Origin of the sequence: Mesorhizobium sp. M7A.F.Ca.CA.004.06.1.1, from assembly GCF_003999135.1 — a bacterium.
Lineage (GTDB): Bacteria > Pseudomonadota > Alphaproteobacteria > Rhizobiales > Rhizobiaceae > Mesorhizobium.
In genome coordinates this window covers 1-4,188 of sequence record NZ_RZPQ01000529.1, presented here as the reverse complement: position 1 = coordinate 4,188, position 4,188 = coordinate 1, and the positions used below count along the sequence as shown (strand labels likewise).

Sequence of the window (4,188 nt, the reverse complement as noted above, 5' to 3'; positions counted from 1 at the left end):
CAGCCCATATAGACCAGCGACAGGTCGTCGATCAGCACGGTGGCGCCGTCCTTCTCGATGGCGACGTCGTCGTCGTTGCGCGTATCGACCAGGTCGAACTTGTAGGAGAAGCCCGAGCAGCCGCCGCCTTCGACCGACACGCGCAGCGCCGTCTTGCCGGCCTCGTTCGAGACAATCCTGGCGATCCGCCTGGCGGCGGCCTCGGTCATATCGACTTTCATGGCAGTCTTGGCATCAGCGCCCATGGGCGTCACCTTGCTTTCGGTTTCACATGATAGGTATGAAGCGCGAGGGGCCAAGTCAACCTGGCTAAGTCAACTGCGGCAGCATCAGCCATGACCAACGAGTTGGGCGACATCGGATTCGGCTATCGGCCGCGCGCCGCCTATGCCTGCGATCCGGCAAAGTCGCGCGGGCGGCTGTTCGACGAGGTGGAAAGCCCGACCCGCACGCCATTCCAGCGTGACCGTGACCGCATCATCCATTCGACGGCCTTCCGGCGGCTCAAGCACAAGACGCAGGTCTTCATCGCGCATGAAGGCGACCACTATCGCACCCGGCTGACCCATTCGATCGAAGTGGCGCAGATCGCGCGCGCCCTGGCACGGGCGCTGCGCGGCGACGAGGATCTCGCCGAGGCGGTGGCGCTGGTGCATGATTTCGGCCACACGCCCTTCGGCCACACCGGCGAGGACGCGCTGAACGAAAAGATGGCCGCCTGGGGCGGCTTCGACCACAACGCGCAATCGCTGCGCATCGTGACGAGGCTGGAGGCGCGCTACGCCGAGTTCGATGGGCTCAACCTGACCTGGGAAACGCTGGAAGGCCTGGTCAAGCACAATGGGCCGCTGACGAATGCTAACGGCAAAGGTCTGAAAGGGCCGGTGCCGCAGGCGATCCGTGATTACTCTGAACTGCACGATCTCGAACTCGACCGGTTTGCCGGCATCGAGGCGCAATGCGCGGCGATCGCCGACGATATAGCCTACAACACGCATGACATCGATGACGGCTTGAGGGCAGGGCTCTTGACGCTGGACATGCTGGAGACGGTTTCGCTGCCGGGAACGATCCTGAAAGGCGTTCGCTCACGCTATCCCTCCCTCGATGATGTGCGCACTGGCCACGAGCTGATGCGGCGGCAGATAACCGCCATGGTCGAGGACGTGATCAAGTCGACGACCGCCAATCTCGATCGCATCAGGCCGCGGAGCGCCGATGCGGTGAGGGCAGCTGGCGAGACGATGGTGGTTTTCTCGGCCGAAATGGCTGCCTTGGAGAAAGAACTGAAGGCCTTCCTGTACAAGCACCTCTACCGGCACGCGGAGGTTATGCGGGTGCGCGCGGACGCCGAGCAGATCGTCAAAAATCTGTTCGACGCCTATTTCGCCGATCCGCGCGCCATGCCGGACGGCTGGCGCGAGGGGCTGGATCGGGCCGACGACCGCATCAAGGCGCGCAGCGTCGCCGACTTCCTGGCGGGTATGACCGACACCTACGCGCTCAAGGAACACCGGCGTTTGTTTGACCATACGCCTGAATTGGGCTAGGGCGGGCTCGATTTTGCCGGCCAACGAGCCGGATTCGCTGCAAAGCCGCCAGAGCCAGACCCCAGAGTCACACAAATGAACATCTTCGCCGATTTCACCGCGCGAATCATAAAAGCCGTCGAAGCGCTTGATCTGAAAGACAAAGACGGCGTTTCGCCTGACCTGTCGCGCATTGCCGTCGAGCCGCCGCGCGACGCCAGCCACGGCGACCTAGCGACCAATGCGGCGATGGTGCTGGCCAAGCCGACCGGCCAGAACCCGCGCGCGCTGGCTGAAAGACTGGCGCAGGCGCTGCGCGACGACAAGGATGTCGCGGCGACGGAAGTGGCTGGGCCCGGTTTCGTCAATCTCAGGCTCAAGGACGGCTTCTGGCAGACACATCTGACCGCACTGCTCGGCGAGGGCCGCAACTATGGCCGCTCGACGGTTGGCGGCGGCAGGAAGACCAATGTCGAATATGTCTCGGCCAATCCGACCGGGCCGATGCATGTCGGCCATTGCCGGGGTGCTGTCGTCGGCGACGCGCTTGCCAATCTGATGGCCTTCGCCGGCTACGACGTGACCAAGGAATATGTCATCAACGACGCCGGCTCGCAGATCGACGTGCTCGGCCGTTCCGCATTCCTGCGTTACCGCGAAGCGCTGGGCGACGACATCGGCGAAATACCTGCCGGTCTCTATCCCGGCGATTACCTGGTGCCTGTCGGCCAGGCGCTGGTCGCGGAATACGGCCGCTCGCTTCTGCAGATGCCCGATGACGAGGCGCTCGCCATCGTCAAGGATCGCACCATCGATGCGATGATGGCGATGATCCGCGAGGACCTTGCGATGCTCAACGTGCATCACGACGTGTTCTTCTCCGAGCGCACGCTGCACGCCGACAAAGCCAGGAAGATCCGCTCTGCGATCAACGATCTGACGCTGAAGGGCCATATCTACAAGGGCAAGCTGCCGCCGCCCAAGGGCGAGAAACCCGAAGATTGGGAGGACCGCGAGCAGACGCTGTTCCGCTCGACCGCGGTCGGCGACGACATGGACCGGGCGCTGGTCAAGTCTGATGGCTCGTTCACCTATTTCGCCGCCGACGTCGCTTATCTCAAGGACAAGGTCGATCGCGGTTTCGTCGACCTGATCTATGTGCTCGGCGCCGACCATGGCGGCTACGTCAAGCGGCTGGAGGCCCTGGCGCGGGCGATTGCCGGCGACGAGGTGAAGCTCACTGTCCTGCTGTGCAATCTGGTCAAGCTGTTTCGCGAGGGCGAACCGGTGCGCATGTCGAAGCGGTCGGGCGATTTCGTGACGCTGCGCGAAGTGGTGGAGGAGGTCGGCCGCGACGCGATCCGCTTCATGATGCTCTACCGCAAGAACGATGCGCCCCTGGATTTCGATTTCGCCAAGGTGACCGAGCAGTCCAAGGACAATCCGGTGTTCTATGTCCAGTACGCCTCGGCGCGCTGTCATTCGGTGTTCCGGCAGGCGAGCGAGCAACTGGGCGAAGCCAATTTCGACCGCAACAGCCTGGCGTCTGCCGCGGCATTGCTGACCGACGAGGGCGAGATCGGCCTGATCCGCAAGCTTGCCGAATACCCGCGGCTGATCGAGTCCGCCGCCCTTGCGCTCGAGCCGCATCGGCTGGCATTTTACCTCTATGATCTGGCTTCCAGCTTCCACGGACACTGGAACCGTGGCACGGATAATCCGGACTTACGTTTTGTTAAGGTTAACGACCGACAATTGACGCATGCCAGACTAGGGCTGGTGCAGGCTGTTTCGGACGTTTTGACGTCCGGCCTGACGTTGATCGGAGCCGCCGCGCCCACCGAAATGCGTTAGGTTTGACTAAATAACCTGTCACCTTTTGCCCACATTGCGCTGGTAAGGGCCAACCCTACGCGACGTCCATGGCGTCCGAATGAGTGCGAGTTCGGGAACAATAATGGCAGACAGAACCCAGCTGAGAGTAGCCGACAACAACGACATCGCTGACGATGATCCGTTCGCGGAACTGACCAGGATCATGGGATTCGACCCGCGCCAGCCGGTCAGGCCGCAATCGCCCGCCCAGCCGCAGGCCCCAGCCGCCGATCACGGGCTCGAAGAGGGCGATTTCGATATCGATCTCGAAAAAGAAATGATGGGCGAGTTCGGCGCTGACGACAGCGACGCCGCTCCGGTTGTTCAGGCTCATGAGCCGACCTTCGTGCTTGAGCCGGCATTCGAAGCGGCTGACGCCAGCGCGATGGACGATGAGCTTTCGGTGTCGCTCGACAACGATTTCCAACTGGACATGGCTGAGATAGACGATCACGTCGCCGGCGCCAGCCATGCGGTCGCAGCTGAAGCGGCGCCGTCCGTCGAGCCGGCTTTCGCGTCTGATTTTGACGATGCCGTCGCCGGTTCGCTTGAGGACGTCTCTCCCTTCGAGGACGATCATTCGATGGCGGACGAGCTGGCCATTTCGCTCGACCAGGACCTCCGGATCGATGAGGAAGCCGAAGAGGCCCAGTACGCTGAAGAGGCCCAGTACGCCGTTGCCGACACGCCCGCTTCTATCGAGCCAGTTGCCTCCGATGACGAATTCGACGATGCGGTGGCAGTCTCGCTTGAAGACGAGCTGGTGCTCGACGACCATTCGGCG

Annotated in this window: 4 protein-coding genes and 1 pseudogene; 3 read left to right on the top strand and 2 right to left on the bottom strand. The window is 62.5% G+C overall.

What is annotated here, in order from left to right:
* The coding region (locus tag EN906_RS25040) for an iron-sulfur cluster assembly accessory protein (RefSeq protein ID WP_164777338.1) at positions 1-245 on the bottom strand (245 nt) is incomplete at its 3' end.
* A gap of 90 nt (positions 246-335) precedes the next feature.
* Between EN906_RS25040 and EN906_RS25035 the strand changes: the two genes are divergently transcribed.
* Positions 336-1,550, top strand: coding sequence for a deoxyguanosinetriphosphate triphosphohydrolase (locus EN906_RS25035; protein ID WP_127270655.1), 1,215 nt, complete (start codon positions 336-338; stop codon positions 1,548-1,550).
* Between the two features lie 75 nt (positions 1,551-1,625).
* Positions 1,626-3,383 (top strand): arginine--tRNA ligase, encoded by a 1,758-nt coding sequence (gene argS, locus EN906_RS25030; protein ID WP_127272747.1) that lies wholly within the window; start codon positions 1,626-1,628, stop codon positions 3,381-3,383.
* Positions 3,384-3,438: 55 nt separating this feature from the next.
* Here argS and EN906_RS38485 read toward each other — a convergent pair whose 3' ends face one another.
* On the bottom strand, positions 3,439-3,738 hold the full coding sequence (locus EN906_RS38485; protein WP_164752341.1) for a hypothetical protein: 300 nt from the start codon (positions 3,736-3,738) through the stop codon (positions 3,439-3,441).
* Between EN906_RS38485 and EN906_RS25025 the strand changes: the two are divergent.
* Positions 3,685-4,188 (top strand): annotated as a pseudogene (locus EN906_RS25025) (SPOR domain-containing protein); the annotation flags it as partial. The gene EN906_RS38485 and the pseudogene EN906_RS25025 overlap by 54 nt on opposite strands.